Genomic DNA, 14,065 nt, shown 5'->3' with positions numbered 1-14,065 from the left:
CCGCCGGCGAGGCTACTCCCAGAGGCTGGGGGCGGCCGCGCGGGTCGCGGGCATCGCCACATCCGTGCTCCACTCCAGCAGCCAGTGCGGAACGGTGACGGATGCCGGCACCGCCCCGACCGCGTCGGTGAGCTCGTCGATCGTGACGACTCCGCCGCCGCGCTTGAGGAATCGGCCGCGGATGAAGCCCTGGGCGTAGACCTCGGGCGCGCCGTCGGCATCCGGTCGCACGAAGCGCTGCTCCACGTAGACGGCCTTCTCGTCGAAGCCGAGAATGCGCGACTCGACGGTGAAGCGCTGGCCGAGGGTCAGGGACTTCCGGAAGCTGATCGTCTCCGAGACGACGACGGGGTACCAGCCTTTGGCGAGGAAGATCGCCCAGATCCCGGTGCGATGCAGCAGGTCGAACCGGGCGATGTCCATGATCGACAGGTATACCCCGTTGTTCATGTGCCGCAGGATGTCCTGGTCGGTCGGCAGGGTGATGAACCGGGTGCGGGCGACGTCGTAGTGGCCGAGCCTCGCTCCGAAGCGGGACAGCAGACTGTGGAGGAGGGTTCGCCAGAGCATATGCACCCTGCGATGCTAGGGCCAGGAAAGCCCGGTCCGCGCATTTTCTGCTGAGGGCCACAAGCATCCGTCACGCCAGGCCAGGAACCTGCACGATTGCCACAGCGGATGGGGCCCGGCGCGGTCTAGCATTGCCCCATGGTTCCCCTGTCCAACCTGCTGACGTTCGCGCTGGCCTCCGTCGCGCTGATCGCGCTGCCCGGCCCGACGGTGCTGTTCGTGATCGGGCGGTCGCTCGCGCTCGGCCGGATCGGCGGCTTCCTCAGCGTGCTCGGCAACGCCCTCGGCATGGTTCCCGTGATCGCGGCCGTCGCGCTCGGCCTCGGGGCCATCGTCAACCAGTCGGTGGTGGTCTTCACCGTGATCAAGTTCGTCGGCGCCGCCTACATCGTCTACCTGGGCGTGCACGCCATCCGGCATCGCCGGGCGGTGGCCAGGGAGATCGGGGTGAGCGTCGCCCGCAAGTCCAACTGGCGCCTGCTGGCAGAGGGCTCGGTGGTGGGCGTCAGCAACCCCAAGTCGATGGTCTTCTTCGTCGCGGTGCTGCCGCAGTTCGTCGACTACCGGGCCGGAGCGGTGCCGTTGCAGCTGATGACCCTGGGCATGCTGTTCGTGTTCCTCGCCCTGCTCGGCGACAGCGTCTGGGCGCTCGCAGCAGGGTCGGCCAGGGACTGGTTCGCGAAATCGCCCCGCCGGATGGAGAACCTCTCCGCGACGGGCGGCGTGATGATGATCGGCCTCGGCGGCGTGCTCGCCGCCACCGGCGCGCAGTCCTGACTCCTCCTGCTGCTCCCGGTCAGGCTGCTGCTGCAGGTCAGGCAGGGACCGCGGCGGGCAGGGCGGCCACCCGGCGCACGAAGGCTCCGAGGCGACGGTAGACCTCCTGGGACTCGGGGTGCCGGGAATCCTGCTGCCAGGTGTGGTGGGTGTTCGCCCGGCCGCGCTCATAGATCAGCGTGTCGACGGTGATCGAGCGGCGACGCAGCGCCGCGATGAAATTGAGGTTGGCCCGGTAGAAGTAGTCCCGCTCCGAGGTGGTCACGAAGACGGGCGGGAACCCGCTGTCCAGCCACTCGATCGGGGACATGAACCGGGCCGCGGCGCGCAGCACGAGGCCGCGGCCCCGCTCAGGCAGCAGCATCCGCAGAAAATTGAGGCTCAGCACGAAGCCGCGCTCGAACATCACCGAGACGTCCGCGATGCTGCAGTGCTGCACGAGGCCGCGCAGGTTTTCCGGTTCGACCTGCGGGCGGATGCCGTAGTAGGCGGCCAGCCTGGGTTCGTAGGCGGAGGCGGCCAGGAGCGCGGCGATGTGCCCGCCGGCCGAGTCGCCGCCGAGCACGATCCGGGTCGGGTCGCCGCCGAAGCGGTCGATGTTGCGGGCCACCCAGTCGAGCACCTCGTTGGCGTCCTCGAGCATGTGCTTGAGCTGGAAGTGGGTGGCCATCCGGTAGTTCGCGTTGACCACGACCATGCCGTCGGCGGCCTGGCTCGCGCAGTACTTGGTCAGCGGCGCCTTGTCGCCCGATGTCCAGCCGCCGCCGTGGAAGTAGATGTAGACCGGGAGCGGTTCGGGCGCGTCGTGCGGCACCATCACGTCGAGGCGATGGTCACGGATGCCGTCGCCGGCGTAGTCGAGGTCCAAGTGGTAGTCGACGGTGTCGATCGGCTCCGCGTTGAACTTGTGCAGTTCGCCGGGCAGGATGCGGTGCATCAATGCCCGCCAGACCCAGACCGGAACCCGGGAGAGCGCCGTCTCCTTGTGCGATTTCGGCTTCTTCGGTGTTCGCCTTGGTGCGGCGGAGGCGGGGCGTGCGTCGGTGCCGATTGCTGGAGGTGGGCTCGTCATGCGAGGGAGCGGTGGGTCTGGATCACCAGCCGACTGTATGACGCCCGACCGTGAGCAAGCTGAGAGCGCCTCACCTTCGAGATTGAGAAGCCCAAGCGCACAATGACATCCGCTGCCCCTGTTGGACAGTTCACTCGGTACGGGTGGAGGCTGGGCAGATGGACTACACACATCTCGGCCGTTCCGGCCTCGCGGTCTCCCGGCTCTGCCTCGGCACGATGAACTTCGGCCACTGGACCCCGGAGGCCGACGCGCACGCCATCATGGACGCGGCTCGTGGCTACGGCATCAACTACTTCGACACCGCCAATGTGTACGGTGACAGCACCGGCAAGGGCGGCACCGAGAAAATCATCGGCGACTGGTTCGCCCAGGGCGGCGCCCGCCGGGAGGGAACCGTGCTCGCGACCAAGCTCTACGGCGACATGAGCGGACTGCCCAACGAGGGCAAGCTCTCTGCGCTGAACATCCGTCGCGCCCTCGACGCGAGCCTGAAGCGGCTGCAGACGGACTACATCGACATCTACCAGTTCCACCACGTGGACCGGGACACCCCGTGGGACGAGATCTGGCAGGCGATGGAGACGGCCGTCGCGCAGGGCAAGATCCTTTACGCCGGCAGCAGCAACTTCGCCGGCTGGCACATCGCCACCGCCCAGGCGGAGGCGCGGCGGCGCAACTTCACCGGGCTGGTCAGCGAGCAGTCGATCTACAACCTGCTGACCCGGGACATCGAGCTCGAGGTCATTCCCTCGGCTGTGAGCCACGGCCTGGGCATCATCCCCTGGTCGCCGCTGCAGGGCGGACTGCTCGGCGGGGTGCTCCGCAAGGAGCAGGAGGGCAAGCGACGCCTCGAGGGCAAGGTCGGCGAACAGCTCGCGAAGCACCGCACCGCGATCGGGAAGTACGAGGACTTCTGCGCGGAGCTCGGCCACGAGCCGGGCGACGTCGGCCTGGCCTGGCTGCTGCACCAGCCCGCCGTCACCGCGCCGATCGTGGGTCCGCGCACGCAGGGCCAGCTGGACGCCGCGGTTCGAGCGCTCACGGTCAGCCTCGACACGGCGGCCCTCGCCCGGCTGGACGAGATCTTCCCGGGCCGGAAGCCGGCACCGGAGCACTACGCATGGTGACGCCGGCGACGGGCTCCCTCCCGCCGGCGAGCGCCGGGCTGACCGTGCTCTTCGTCGGGGGCACCGGGGTGATCAGCGCCGCCGCCGCTGAGCGGGCCGTCGCCGCCGGCCACCGCCTGACCATCCTCAACCGCGGCCGGGCGACGCTCCGCCCCCTGCCGGCCGGAACCGAACTGCTGGTCGCGGACATCCGTGATCCCGCATCCGTCCGCTCCGCGCTCGGCTCCCGCAGCTTCGACGTCGTCGTCGACTTCGTCGCCTTCACGCCCGGCCAGGTCGCGGCCGACATCGAACTGTTCGAGGGGCGAACGGGGCAGTACGTCTTCATCAGCTCGGCCTCGGCCTACCAGAAGCCCCCGGGCGTTCTGCCGATTCGCGAGTCGACTCCCCTGCGCAACCCGTTCTGGCAGTATTCGCGGGACAAGATCGCCGGCGAGGACCTTCTTGTCGCCGCGTATCGCGAACGGGGTTTCCCGGTGACGATCGTGCGCCCGTCGCACACCTATGACCACACTCAGATTCCGCTCACCGGCGGCTGGTCGGACATCGTCCGGCTGCGGGCCGGGGCGCCCGTTGTCGTGCACGGTGACGGCACATCGCTGTGGACGCTCACGCACAGCACCGATTTTGCGAAGGCGTTCGTCGGGCTGCTCGGTCTTCCCCAGGCGGTGGGCGACAGTTTCACGATCACCTCCGACGAGGTCATGCCGTGGAATGCCATCTACGCCGTGTATGCCGCGGCAGCCGGAGCCCCGGAGCCCGACCTCGTGCACGTGGCGTCGGAGACGATCGCGGCCGCCGACCCGGAGCTCGGCCCGCCGCTTCTCGGGGACAAGGCCCATTCGGTGATCTTCGACAACACCAAGGTCAGGGCGCTGGTGCCGGAGTTCGTCTGCACCACGCCGCTCTGGCGGGGAGCCCGGGCCACCCTCGCCTGGTTCGACGCGCATCCGGAACACCAGCTGCCCAACCCGGCGCTGACGAGCACATTCGACGCACTCATTGCGGCCGCACGGCCCGAAACCGGCTTCGCCCGGGGATTGAAGGACTCATGAAGACCCGGCTCATCGCCCACCGTCAGGTCAGCGCGATCGGACTCGGCGGCATGCCCATGTCGATCGAGGGCCGACCGGATGCCGCACGCTCCGTCGCCACCATCCACGCCGCCCTGGAGGAGGGCGTGACCCTTTTCGACACGGCGGATTCGTACCACGTGCACAGCGACGAGGTCGGCCACAACGAAACTCTGATCGCCGGCGCGATCGGGTCGTGGGGAGGCGACACGTCGACCGTGCTGGTGGCGACGAAGGGTGGGCATCTCCGGCCCGGGGACGGCACCTGGACCGTCGACGGCCGGCCCGAGTACGTGAAGCAGGCGGCCGAGGCGTCACTGAAACGCCTCGGCGGCGACGCGATCGGGCTGTACCAGTTCCACCGGCCCGACCCGGCCGTGCCGTACGCCGACTCGATCGGAGCCCTGCGCGACCTGCTCGACGCGGGCACGATCGAGCTGGCCGGCATCTCCAACGCGAACCCGGAGCAGATCCTGCTGGCCAGGGAGATCCTGGGCGGTCGCCTGGCGAGCGTGCAGAACCAGTTCTCGCCCGCGTTCCGCAGCAGCGAGTCGGAGCTGCGGCTCTGCGATGAGCTCGGCATCGCGTTCCTCCCCTGGCGGCCGCTCGGCGGCATCCTGTCCGCGGCGGCACTCGGCGATCGGTTCCCCGCGTTCCAGACCGTCGCCGCCGCACGCGGCGTGAGCCCGCAGGTGGTCTGCCTCGCCTGGCACCTGTCGAAGTCGCCGCACGTGATTCCGATCCCGGGCGCCTCCCGTCCGGAGAGCATCCGGGATTCGGTTCAGGCGGCCGAGTTCACTCTCACCCCGGAGGAATCGGCGACGCTCGACGCCGCCTGAGCGGGCGCCCGGGTGAGCAGCTGATCGAGGAACGCCGTGGCGGCCGGGCTCGGCTCGTCCGCCACGGCCACCGCGACGTGCCACTGCGGCATCCCCGCGTGCAATGCCACCGCGCGCAACTCGTCCGGGCGTTTCTCCGCGAAGCTCTCCGGCACGATCGCGATGCCGAGGTTGTGGCCGACCAGGTCGAGCAGCGGGTGCACGTCGTTCACCTCGAGGGTGGCCCGGTAGTCGAACCCGGCCGCGGCGAAGGCGCGCCGGGTCAGCACGTGCGCACCCCAGCCGGCCTGGAAGCCGACGAGCGACTCGGTGCGCAGGGAGTCCATCTCGATCCCGGCACTGGCGGCGAGCGGATGCCCGGGGTGACAGAGCACGATCAGGTTCTGCGTGCTCAGCCGGAGCAGCCGCACCCCGGGCGGGGTGTCGCCGGTCTCGACCACGAGCGCGACATCGGTCTGCCCGCCGGCGACGCTCTCGGTGAGGTCGACGGAACCGGCGTAGCGCAACCGGATCTCGACGCCCGGGTTCAGCCGCCGGAACTCCGCCAGCTCAGCCGGCAGGTCGACCGACCCGAGGCAGGGCTCGGCGCCGACCGTGAGGGTGCCGCGCATCAGCCCGCGCACCGCGGCCACCGCGTTGCGGGCGGCGGCGGCGCTGGCCAGGGTGCGCACCGCATCCGTCAGCAGCGCCCGGCCGGCGGTCGTCAGTTCGACCCGCCTGGTGCTGCGGACGAACAGGGACGTGCCCAGTTCGATCTCGAGGGCGCGGATCGACGCCGACAGGCCGGACTGCGAGATCTGCAGGAGCTCCGCGGCCCGGGTGAAGTGGCGTTCCTCGGCCACGGCGACGAAGTGTTCGAGCTGGCGCAATTCCATTCAGCGATTGTACTGCTGGATGACGCCGGTCCTAGGAGCCGTCCGTGTTGCCGGCGGCTCCCCCGAACACGCCGGTGGCCTCGAGGATGCCGCGGGCCAGGGTGTGGAAGTGCAGGGTGAATCCCAGCACGGCCGGCGTGGACGCGGGGCCGACGTCGAGGTGAGGGACGTCCACCGCGTGCACGATGAACTGGTAGCGGTGCGTGCCCGTGCCGGCCGGCGGCCCGGCCCCGATGAACGCGCGCTGCCCCGCCTCGTTCGGCAGGGTCACCGCGCCGGCGGGAAGCAGGTGCCCGCCGGCCGCGCCGACACCCGGCGGGAGGCTGGTCACCGTTGCCGGCAGGTTGAAGACCGCCCAGTGCCAGAATCCCGAGCCGGTCGGCGCATCCGGGTCGTACCCGGTCACCGCGAAGCTCCGCGTCGCCGCCGGGAAGCCGGACCAGGACAACTGGGGCGAGAGGTCTGCGCCGCCGGCACCCCGGCCGTACTGTGCCGCGGCGAGCGGCCGGCCGTGGGTCATCTCGGTGCTCGTCAGGCTGAAGAGCGGGACGTCGCCGAACCGGGCGAGGGGATCAGGTGTGCTCACGTTTCCTCCGTTGTCTGCCACCAGCCTAGGGAGATTCCGCCGGGGCGCGAGGGTCCGAGCCCGCGAGGAGGGCGGTAAAATGGGCCGATGGCCATCCCGAAGATCCTGCTCTACTACGTCTTCACGCCACTGGCCGACCCCGATGCGGTGCGCCTCTGGCAGCGCGACCTCTGCGCGTCGCTGGGCATCCGCGGCCGGATCCTGATCTCAGCCCAGGGGCTGAACGGCACGATCGGCGGCGACCTCGCCGCGCTCAAACGCTACGTGCGGAAGACCCGCGACTATCCGGCGTTCAAGCAGATCGACTTCAAGTGGAGCAACGGGACGGCACTGGACCCGGCCGGCCTCAGCCTGGACTTCCCCCGCCTGGTCGTGAAGGTGCGCGACGAGATCGTGAGCTTCGGAGCTCCCGGCGAACTGAAAGTGGACGCGGACGGCGTCGTCGGCGGCGGCGAGAAACTGAGCCCGGCCGAGCTGCATTCACTGGTCGGCGAGCGCGGCGACGACGTCGTCTTCTTCGACGGGCGCAACGCCTTCGAGGCGGAGATCGGCCGGTTCCGGAACGCGGTCGTGCCCGACGTCGCCAACACGCGCGAATTCGTCGCCGAACTCGACAGCGGCAAGTACGACCATCTCAAGGGCAAGCCCGTCGTCACCTACTGCACCGGCGGCATCCGCTGCGAGGTGCTCAGCGGCCTGATGAAGGACCGCGGCTTCAGCGAGGTCTACCAACTCGACGGCGGCGTCGTGCGCTACGGCGAGGCGTTCGGCGACGACGGCCTGTGGGACGGCTCGCTCTACGTCTTCGACCAGCGGATGTCCGTGGACTTCAGTGACCACACTGCGGTGCTCGGCCACTGCCGGGCCTGCGGCGAGCCGACGAAGAACATGCTCAACTGCCGGGATGTCTCCTGCCGGGAACAGCTCGTCGTCTGCGCGACCTGCGCCGGGCGCGACGCACCGGCCTGCGCCGAGCACGCTCTGCACCCGCGCTGACCGCCCGCTGGGTCCGGCGCGACGACGCGGTACGCCCGGTCGGTGTCCGCGCAGGGCATAGTCTGAGGTCAAATCGGAAATCGGGGTGCACGAATGCCAGTCGGAGCGGTGATCGAGTTCAGCAACATCACCAAACGATTCGGTGATGTCACCGCGGTGGACGACCTGTCCTTCACCGTGGAGCCCGGCCGGGTCACCGGCTTCCTCGGCCCCAACGGCGCCGGCAAGACAACGACCCTGCGGATGCTGCTCGGCCTTGTCAGCCCCGGCTCCGGCAGCGCCACCTTCGGCGGCCTGCGCTACCACGACCTGCCGCACCCGTTGGCGACCGTGGGCGCCGCCCTCGAAGCCGCCAGTTTCCACCCGGGCCGCACCGCCCGGAACCACCTGTCGATCTACGCGACCGCAGCCGGCCTGCCGCAGGCCCGGGTGGCGGAGGTGCTGCACCTGGTCGGCCTGTCCGAGCACGGCGGCCAGCGCGTCGGCGGCTACTCGCTGGGCATGCGCCAGCGCCTGGGTCTGGCCTGCACGCTGCTCGGCGACCCCGGCGTGCTCGTTCTCGACGAACCGATCAACGGCCTCGACCCCGAGGGCATCAAGTGGATCCGCGGCTTCCTGCGCGACATGGCAGCCGAGGGCCGCACCGTCCTGGTGAGCTCCCATCTGCTGAGCGAGGTCCAGCAGAGCGTCGACGACGTGATCATCATCGCCAAGGGCAGGCTGGTGCACCGCGGGCCGCTCTCCAGCCTGGAAACGCAGGTGGCGCCGCAGGTGGTCGTGGACTCTCCCGATCGCGCCGCCCTCGCGAGCGCCCTGGCCCGAGCCGGGGTCGTCTTCTCCCAGGGTCGGACCGGGTTGCTGGCCACCGCCGCCGACCCGGCCCGGATCGGCCACATCGCCTTCACCGCCGGCGTGGAGGTGAGCGCCCTGCACCGCCAGAAGAAGGGCCTGGAGGATGCGTTCCTCACCCTCGTGGAAGGAAGCGACTCGCTGTGACCATGTTGCTGCACGCCATCAGGGCCGAGTTCGCCAAGCTCCTCACCACCCGCATCTGGTGGGTCCTCGCCGCCGTGCTCTTCGGCTACATCGGCCTGCTCTCCGGTGGTCTGGCCGCGTTGTTCGCGGGAATCCAGAGCGGGGCCATCGACCCGAGCGCGGCCGGCACCGGGTCCCAGGGTACCCCGCCCCTCGGCAGCCTTCCCCCGCTCGTCTACAGCTTCGCCTCCTCCGTCGGATATGTCTTCCCCGTCCTGCTCGGCGCCCTCGCGACCACCGGGGAATTCCGGCACCAGACCCTCACGCCCACCTTCCTTGCCAACCCGCGGCGGGCGCAGGTGCTCGGTGCGAAGGCGATCACCCTGTTCCTCGCCGGCGGCGCGTTCGGCGCCGTCGCTCTGCTCGCCTCCGTCGGCATCGGCGCCCTCGTCATCAACGCGTTCGGGGTGGACACCCTGCTCGGCGACGGCACCACCTGGGCCCTGATCGGCCGCACCCTGCTCGCCATGGCTCTCTGGGCGGCCGTAGGGGTCGGTCTCGGCGTGCTCGTCCCCAACCAGGTTGCCTCGATCGTGATCGTGCTCGCGTTCACCCAGTTCGTCGAGCCGCTGCTGCGCTTCGCCTCGATGTTCACCGAGGCCACCGCCGGGATCGGCAAGTTCCTGCCGGGGGCGGCATCCGATGCCCTGGTCGGTGCGAGCATCTTCACCGTGGCCAGCCCGGGCGGCGGTGCGGCGGCCGCGCTCGACTGGTGGCAGGGCGGGCTCGTACTGCTCGCCTATGCGGCGGCCGCCACCATCGGCGGCTACTTCGTCAGCTGGCGCCGCGACGTCACCTGAGCCAGGCTCCCCCGGTCGGCGTCGCTGGTCGGCCGCGCCGCCTGCGGGCCGGCGCGTAGGCTCGACCCATGGGCATTGAAACGCAGTTCCGCGCAATCGTCGTCGACCGCACCGAAGACGCGGAGGGCAGGAAGACCCAGAGCTCGGCGCTCCGCCTGGTCGATGACGGTTTCCTGATGCCCGGGGACGTGACCGTTGTCGTCGAGTACTCCGGCATCAACTTCAAGGACGGCCTCGCCCTGATGGGTCGCCCCGGCGTCGTGCGGGTCTGGCCGCTGATCGCCGGGATCGACCTGGTCGGCACCGTCGAGTCGAGCACCGACCCGCGCTGGAGCACCGGGGATCGCGTCATCCTGAACGGCGCCGGCCTCGGCGAAACCCACCACGGCGGACTCGCCGAGCGGGCCCGGGTGAGCGGCGCCTCCCTGGTGCGGCTCCCTGCCGGCATCAGCGCGAAGCGCGCGGCCGCGATCGGGACCGCCGGGTTCACGGCCATGCTCTCCGTGCTGGCACTCGAGCGGGGTGGCATCACACCCGACTCGGGAGACGTCCTCGTCACCGGCGCTGCCGGCGGAGTCGGCTCGATCGCGATCGCCCTGCTCGCGGCGCGCGGCTACCGGGTGCACGCCTCAACCGGCCGGGCCGACGAGCTCGGCGGCTACCTGAGAGGTCTCGGCGCTGCGGACCTGGTCGACCGGCGCACCCTGAGCGACGCCGGCAAGCCCCTGCAGGCCCAGCGCTGGGCCGCGGCCATCGACTCCGTCGGAAGTTCCACCCTCGCCAACGTGCTCGCCCAGATGAATTACGGCGGAGTGGTCGCCGCCTGCGGTCTCGCCCAGGGCCCTGACCTGCCGACCACGGTCATGCCGTTCATCCTGCGCGCGGTCAGCCTGATCGGCATCAACTCGGTCGAGGCTCCGCTCTCCCTGCGTGAGCAGGCATGGGGCCGGCTCGCGGCCGACCTCGACCTTGGCCTGCTCGACGACCTGACCGAGGAGATCGGCCTCGACGACGCGTTCGGGGCGGCCGAGCGCATCCTTGCCGGCACGATCCACGGGCGCACCGTGGTCGACGTCCGGAAATAGGCTGCTGGCATGAGCATTGTAGCGGCCGTCTTCGTCGCCCTCGCGGCGTTTCTGCACGTCTACATCTTCCTGATGGAAAGCATCTGGTGGACCCGCCCTGCCACCTGGAAACGGTTCGGCGTGGCCAGCCAGGCCGATGCGGACGCGACCCGGCCGATGGCCTACAACCAGGGTTTCTACAATCTGTTCCTCGCCGGCGGCGCCGTCATCGGGCTCCTGCTCTTCTTCGGTGGCCAGTCGCCGGCCGGCACCGCACTCGTGCTGTTCAGCACCGGCTCGATGGTGCTCGCCGCGACCGTGCTGACAACAACGGGACCCGGCTACCGGCGGGCGGCCCTGACCCAGGGCACCCTGCCGCTGATCGGTTTCGTCCTCTTCCTCCTCGGCTGACGCGCCGCGGCGCTCAGAGCTTGAGCGAGGCGATCAGGTCGGGTGCGTGGTTGGTGGTCAGGATGACCCGCGCGAAGTCCTCTTCGACGAGGTCGATGACGACGGCCTGGCGCTTGCGCTTGATGGCGAGGAAGTCCTTGCCGCCGTGGAACTTCCACGTGCCGACCGCGAGCACCAACGGCAGCTCGAGGCCCGGCGCCTTGATCCCGCGGATCCAGATCCACGGGTCGTCGGTGATGGTCACCGAACGGATGTTCTCCCGCTGCACGACGAGGTCATCTCGCCGGAGCGAGAGGGTCTTCTCTGCCTTCGTGAGGTGGATCTCAAGCCGGTCGGGGTGAACGCGCAGGGAAGCCATGGTCCTAGTCTGCCTGTTCCGGGCGGAAATCGGTTTGTCGGTTCCTCACAAAGGAATAACGTCCCCGCGGTCGGATGCTCACACCACCGCCGTGGCGGCGGCCGCCGCCTTCGCCGCGGCGGGCAGCGCGTCGACGATCCACTCGATCGCGGCCTCGTCGTGGGCGGCCGACACGAACCATGCCTCGAACACCGACGGTGGCAGGGACACACCCTGGTCGAGCATGGAATGGAAGAACGGCCCGTACCGGAAGGCCTCCTGCCGCTGCACCTGGGCGTAGTCGCGCGGCGCCGAGGCCGCTGCCTCCTCGCCGAACACGAAGCTGAACAGGCTGCCGGCGCGTTGCACGCTGTGCGCGACGCCTTCGGCACTGAGCGCGGCCGACACCGCACCGGAGAGGCGCAGGGCGGTGGCGTCGAGCCCGGCGTAGACGCCCGAGTCGAGCGCCCGCAGCGTCGCGATTCCCGCGGCCACCGCCACCGGGTTCCCCGACAGGGTGCCGGCCTGGTAGACCGGGCCGTTCGGGGCGAGGTGGTCCATCACGTCGGCCCGGCCGCCGAGCGCCGCCACCGGCAGTCCGCCGCCGATGACCTTGCCGAAGGTGAACAGGTCGGGGCTGTACCGGGGCCGGTCGCCCGCGTTCTCCAGTCCCCAGAAACCGGCCGGGCCGACCCGGAAGCCGGTCAGCACCTCGTCGATGATGAGCAGCGCGCCGTGCTCGTGCGCGAGGTCGGCGAGGGCGGCGTTGAAGCCGGGATCCGGGGCCACGACGCCCATGTTCGCGGCGGCGGCCTCCGTGATCACGGCGGCGATCCGGCCCGGATGGGCCTCGAAGGCCAGCCGGACGGCGGCAAGGTCGTTGTACGGCAGCACGAGGGTCTGCGCGGCCGTCGCGGCCGTCACGCCGGCCGAGCCGGGCAGGGCCAGCGTGGCCAGGCCGGAGCCGGCCTGGGCGAGCAGCCCGTCGGAGTGGCCGTGGTAGTGCCCGGCGAACTTGATCAGGAGGTCACGCCCGGTGAAGCCGCGGGCCAGGCGAATGGCCGTCATGGTGGCCTCCGTGCCGGTCGAGACCAGGCGCAGCTTCTCGACCGCGCCCACTCGGGCCTCGATCAGTTCGGCCAGCACCGTCTCACCGGGGGTCGAGGCGCCGAAGGACAGCCCGAGCGCGGCGGCATCCTGCACCGCCTGCACCACGCCGGGGTGGGCGTGGCCGAGGATGGCCGGACCCCAGGAGCTGACCAGGTCGACGTAGTCGCGCCCGTCGGAGTCGGTGACGTAGGCGCCCTTGGCCTTGACCAGGAACAGGGGGGTGCCGCCGACCGAGCGGAAGGCGCGCACCGGAGAGTTGACCCCGCCGGGGATGGCGCGCTGGGCGCGCGCGAACAGGTCGTCGTTGTGGGTCATCAGCGGGTGGGCCTCTCGGTGAGCCAGTCGGCCAGTTCGACGGCCCAGTAGGTGAGCACGGCATCCGCCCCGGCACGACGGATGCTGAGGACGGACTCTTCGATCGCGCGGCGACGGTCGATCCAGCCGTGGGCGGCGGCGGCCTCGATCATCGCGTATTCGCCGGAAACCTGATATGCCCAGACGGGAATGTCGCTGACGGCGGAGACGTCGGCCAGCACGTCGAGGTAGCTGCCGGCCGGCTTGACCATGACGATGTCGGCGCCCTCGCTGATGTCGAGCAGGGCTTCGCGCACGCCCTCCCGGCGGTTGGCCGGGTCGAGCTGGTAGCTGCGGCGGTCACCGACGAGGGTGGACTCCACGGCGTCGCGGAAGGGTCCGTAGAACGCGGAGGCGTACTTGGCCGAATAGGCGAGCACGGCGGTGTCCACGTAGCCGGACTGGTCGAGCGCCTCGCGCACCGCCGCCACCTGGCCGTCCATCATGCCACTGAGGCCCAGCAGCTGCGAACCGGAGGCGGCCTGTACGAGCGCCATCTCGCGGTAGCGCTCGAGAGTGGTGTCATTGTCGACGGTGCCGTCCACGGAGAGCACGCCGCAGTGCCCGTGGTCGGTGAACTCGTCCAGGCAGAGGTCGGTCTGAACGACGAGGGCGTCGCCGACCTCGGCGACAAGCGCCCGGGTGGCCACGTTGAGGATGCCGTCAGGGTCGGTCGCACCCGTGCCGACGGCATCGCGCAGATCGGGCACGCCGAAGAGCATGATCCCGCCGATGCCGGCCTCCGCCGCCCGGGCGACGGCGCGCCGGGCACTGTCGACGGTGTGCTGCACGACCCCCGGCATCGACTGGATCGGCACGGCTGCGCCGGTGCCTTCCCGCACGAACATCGGCAGGACGAGCTCGGAGGGGTGCAGTCGGGTTTCGCTGGCCAGGCGACGGAGCGCGGGTGTGGTGCGCAACCGTCGCGGGCGGATGACGGGGTTTATCACTTGTCAACCCTACGTCGCCCGGCCGAGCCTCCGCGAACTGTGAGGTGTGCACCCTTCCGGGGGCCCGGAACCGAGCATAAGTCTCA

General features: G+C 70.3%; 16 protein-coding genes. 9 read left to right on the top strand and 7 right to left on the bottom strand.

The genetic code is table 11. From position 1 onward, the window contains the following. Positions 1-12: 12 nt before the first annotated feature. Positions 13-576, bottom strand: a complete 564-nt coding sequence (locus E3O32_RS06635; protein ID WP_420898096.1) for an acyl-CoA thioesterase — start codon at positions 574-576, stop codon at positions 13-15. Positions 577-708: 132 nt separating this feature from the next. Between E3O32_RS06635 and E3O32_RS06630 the strand changes: the two genes are divergently transcribed. After that, positions 709-1,347 (top strand): LysE family translocator, encoded by a 639-nt coding sequence (locus E3O32_RS06630; protein ID WP_134507829.1) that lies wholly within the window; start codon positions 709-711, stop codon positions 1,345-1,347. A 37-nt stretch (positions 1,348-1,384) separates the two neighbouring features. Here the strand turns inward: E3O32_RS06630 and E3O32_RS06625 are convergent, their stop codons facing one another. Continuing rightward, the gene (locus E3O32_RS06625; protein ID WP_241974664.1) at positions 1,385-2,419 is read right to left on the bottom strand and encodes an alpha/beta hydrolase; all 1,035 of its coding nucleotides are present in this window, start codon (positions 2,417-2,419) and stop codon (positions 1,385-1,387) included. A 158-nt stretch (positions 2,420-2,577) separates the two neighbouring features. Between E3O32_RS06625 and E3O32_RS06620 the strand changes: the two genes are divergently transcribed. The 3 genes from E3O32_RS06620 to E3O32_RS06610 are packed head-to-tail and all read left to right on the top strand — an operon-like array spanning position 2,578 to position 5,461. Next, positions 2,578-3,549 carry an aldo/keto reductase gene (locus tag E3O32_RS06620; RefSeq protein ID WP_134507827.1) on the top strand — a complete coding sequence of 324 codons (972 nt, stop codon included), beginning with the start codon at positions 2,578-2,580 and terminating at the stop codon, positions 3,547-3,549. Then, on the top strand, positions 3,543-4,604 hold the full coding sequence (locus tag E3O32_RS06615) for an NAD-dependent epimerase/dehydratase family protein (protein WP_134507825.1): 1,062 nt from the start codon (positions 3,543-3,545) through the stop codon (positions 4,602-4,604). Before E3O32_RS06620 ends, E3O32_RS06615 begins: the two co-directional genes overlap by 7 nt. Then, positions 4,601-5,461, top strand: a complete 861-nt coding sequence (locus E3O32_RS06610) for an aldo/keto reductase (protein ID WP_134507823.1) — start codon at positions 4,601-4,603, stop codon at positions 5,459-5,461. The genes E3O32_RS06615 and E3O32_RS06610 overlap by 4 nt, the downstream gene beginning before the upstream one ends. On the opposite strand, the gene E3O32_RS06605 is transcribed toward E3O32_RS06610, so the two are convergent. Continuing rightward, on the bottom strand, positions 5,404-6,336 hold the full coding sequence (locus E3O32_RS06605; protein WP_134507821.1) for a LysR family transcriptional regulator: 933 nt from the start codon (positions 6,334-6,336) through the stop codon (positions 5,404-5,406). The two genes, E3O32_RS06610 and E3O32_RS06605, sit on opposite strands and share 58 nt — an antisense overlap. A 31-nt stretch (positions 6,337-6,367) precedes the next feature. Next, the gene (locus tag E3O32_RS06600) at positions 6,368-6,856 is read right to left on the bottom strand and encodes a YbhB/YbcL family Raf kinase inhibitor-like protein (RefSeq protein WP_134507965.1); all 489 of its coding nucleotides are present in this window, start codon (positions 6,854-6,856) and stop codon (positions 6,368-6,370) included. 153 nt (positions 6,857-7,009) lie between these two features. Between E3O32_RS06600 and trhO the strand changes: the two genes are divergently transcribed. The 5 genes from trhO to E3O32_RS06575 all read left to right on the top strand — a co-directional run bounded on the left by trhO (position 7,010) and on the right by E3O32_RS06575 (position 11,228). After that, positions 7,010-7,918: an oxygen-dependent tRNA uridine(34) hydroxylase TrhO gene (gene trhO / locus E3O32_RS06595; protein ID WP_134507819.1), complete on the top strand. Its 909-nt coding sequence runs from the start codon at positions 7,010-7,012 to the stop codon at positions 7,916-7,918. Between the two features lie 93 nt (positions 7,919-8,011). Further along, the gene (locus tag E3O32_RS06590) at positions 8,012-8,914 is read left to right on the top strand and encodes an ABC transporter ATP-binding protein (protein ID WP_134507817.1); all 903 of its coding nucleotides are present in this window, start codon (positions 8,012-8,014) and stop codon (positions 8,912-8,914) included. 2 nt (positions 8,915-8,916) lie between these two features. Further along, positions 8,917-9,753 carry an ABC transporter permease gene (locus E3O32_RS06585; RefSeq protein WP_134507963.1) on the top strand — a complete coding sequence of 279 codons (837 nt, stop codon included), beginning with the start codon at positions 8,917-8,919 and terminating at the stop codon, positions 9,751-9,753. A 68-nt stretch (positions 9,754-9,821) separates the two neighbouring features. After that, the gene (locus E3O32_RS06580; RefSeq protein ID WP_134507815.1) at positions 9,822-10,838 is read left to right on the top strand and encodes an MDR family oxidoreductase; all 1,017 of its coding nucleotides are present in this window, start codon (positions 9,822-9,824) and stop codon (positions 10,836-10,838) included. A gap of 9 nt (positions 10,839-10,847) precedes the next feature. Further along, positions 10,848-11,228 (top strand): DUF1304 domain-containing protein, encoded by a 381-nt coding sequence (locus tag E3O32_RS06575; protein WP_134507813.1) that lies wholly within the window; start codon positions 10,848-10,850, stop codon positions 11,226-11,228. 13 nt (positions 11,229-11,241) lie between these two features. Here E3O32_RS06575 and E3O32_RS06570 read toward each other — a convergent pair whose 3' ends face one another. The 3 genes from E3O32_RS06570 to hemB form a co-directional block, all read right to left on the bottom strand. Then, positions 11,242-11,586 (bottom strand): hypothetical protein, encoded by a 345-nt coding sequence (locus E3O32_RS06570; protein WP_134507811.1) that lies wholly within the window; start codon positions 11,584-11,586, stop codon positions 11,242-11,244. A gap of 78 nt (positions 11,587-11,664) precedes the next feature. Further along, on the bottom strand, positions 11,665-12,990 hold the full coding sequence (hemL, locus tag E3O32_RS06565) for a glutamate-1-semialdehyde 2,1-aminomutase (RefSeq protein WP_134507809.1): 1,326 nt from the start codon (positions 12,988-12,990) through the stop codon (positions 11,665-11,667). Then, positions 12,990-13,976, bottom strand: coding sequence for a porphobilinogen synthase (gene hemB / locus E3O32_RS06560; protein WP_420898097.1), 987 nt, complete (start codon positions 13,974-13,976; stop codon positions 12,990-12,992). Before hemB ends, hemL begins: the two co-directional genes overlap by 1 nt. Between the last annotated feature and the right edge of the window lie 89 nt (positions 13,977-14,065).

Origin of the sequence: Cryobacterium mannosilyticum (assembly GCF_004402705.1) — a bacterium.
GTDB classification, from domain to species: Bacteria; Actinomycetota; Actinomycetes; order Actinomycetales; family Microbacteriaceae; genus Cryobacterium; species Cryobacterium mannosilyticum.
The sequence above is the reverse complement of the archived record's forward strand: the minus strand, read 5'-3'. Positions and strand labels throughout refer to the sequence as shown.

Bases quoted from the DNA above. Each gene is read 5' to 3' on its own strand.
- E3O32_RS06570 (WP_134507811.1), bottom strand. From the start codon at position 11,586: ATGGCTTCCCTGCGCGTTCACCCCGACCGGCTTGAGATCCACCTCACG.
- E3O32_RS06605 (WP_134507821.1), bottom strand. From the start codon at position 6,336: ATGGAATTGCGCCAGCTCGAACACTTCGTCGCCGTGGCCGAGGAACGC.
- E3O32_RS06580 (WP_134507815.1), top strand. From the start codon at position 9,822: ATGGGCATTGAAACGCAGTTCCGCGCAATCGTCGTCGACCGCACCGAA.
- E3O32_RS06585 (WP_134507963.1), top strand. From the start codon at position 8,917: ATGTTGCTGCACGCCATCAGGGCCGAGTTCGCCAAGCTCCTCACCACC.
- E3O32_RS06610 (WP_134507823.1), top strand. From the start codon at position 4,601: ATGAAGACCCGGCTCATCGCCCACCGTCAGGTCAGCGCGATCGGACTC.
- E3O32_RS06625 (WP_241974664.1), bottom strand. From the start codon at position 2,419: ATGACGAGCCCACCTCCAGCAATCGGCACCGACGCACGCCCCGCCTCC.
- E3O32_RS06615 (WP_134507825.1), top strand. From the start codon at position 3,543: ATGGTGACGCCGGCGACGGGCTCCCTCCCGCCGGCGAGCGCCGGGCTG.
- E3O32_RS06600 (WP_134507965.1), bottom strand. From the start codon at position 6,856: ATGACCCACGGCCGGCCGCTCGCCGCGGCACAGTACGGCCGGGGTGCC.
- E3O32_RS06575 (WP_134507813.1), top strand. From the start codon at position 10,848: ATGAGCATTGTAGCGGCCGTCTTCGTCGCCCTCGCGGCGTTTCTGCAC.
- E3O32_RS06620 (WP_134507827.1), top strand. From the start codon at position 2,578: ATGGACTACACACATCTCGGCCGTTCCGGCCTCGCGGTCTCCCGGCTC.
- E3O32_RS06630 (WP_134507829.1), top strand. From the start codon at position 709: ATGGTTCCCCTGTCCAACCTGCTGACGTTCGCGCTGGCCTCCGTCGCG.
- E3O32_RS06590 (WP_134507817.1), top strand. From the start codon at position 8,012: ATGCCAGTCGGAGCGGTGATCGAGTTCAGCAACATCACCAAACGATTC.
- hemL (WP_134507809.1), bottom strand. From the start codon at position 12,990: ATGACCCACAACGACGACCTGTTCGCGCGCGCCCAGCGCGCCATCCCC.
- trhO (WP_134507819.1), top strand. From the start codon at position 7,010: ATGGCCATCCCGAAGATCCTGCTCTACTACGTCTTCACGCCACTGGCC.